At 70.8% G+C, this 359-nt stretch carries 1 protein-coding gene; it reads right to left on the reverse strand.

Features of this window, described 5'->3' with window-relative positions; genetic code table 11:
* The coding region (locus tag ADK66_RS04100; RefSeq protein ID WP_157552197.1) for an ATP-binding cassette domain-containing protein at positions 1 to 359 on the reverse strand (359 nt) is incomplete at both ends.

Here is a 359-nt window from a genome sequence, read left to right on the forward strand (position 1 = left end):
ACCTCACCGCGATCATCACCCGCGCGGTGACCGTGGACAGGGCTGCCCGCAGATGCGCGTCGGTGGAGAGGTCGAGGGCGGAGAACGAGTCGTCGAAGAGGTAGATCTCCGGCTGCCGGACCACCGCCCGGGCGATGGCCAGGCGTTGCCGGTGCCCGCCGGAGACTGTTCTGCCGCCCTGGGCGATCGGGGCGTCCATGCCGCCGGGCATCTGGGCCACGAACTCGCTGGCCTGGGGGATCTCCAGAGCCGCCCACAGTTCCTCGTCGGTGGCGTTCGGGTTGCCGTATGGCAGGTTGGGGCCGACCGTGCCGGTGACCAGGTACGGCATCTGCGGCACCCGGCCGTTCCTCTCGCAC

This window comes from Micromonospora sp. NRRL B-16802 (assembly GCF_001279555.1).
Classification (GTDB): domain Bacteria; phylum Actinomycetota; class Actinomycetes; order Mycobacteriales; family Micromonosporaceae; genus Micromonospora; species Micromonospora profundi.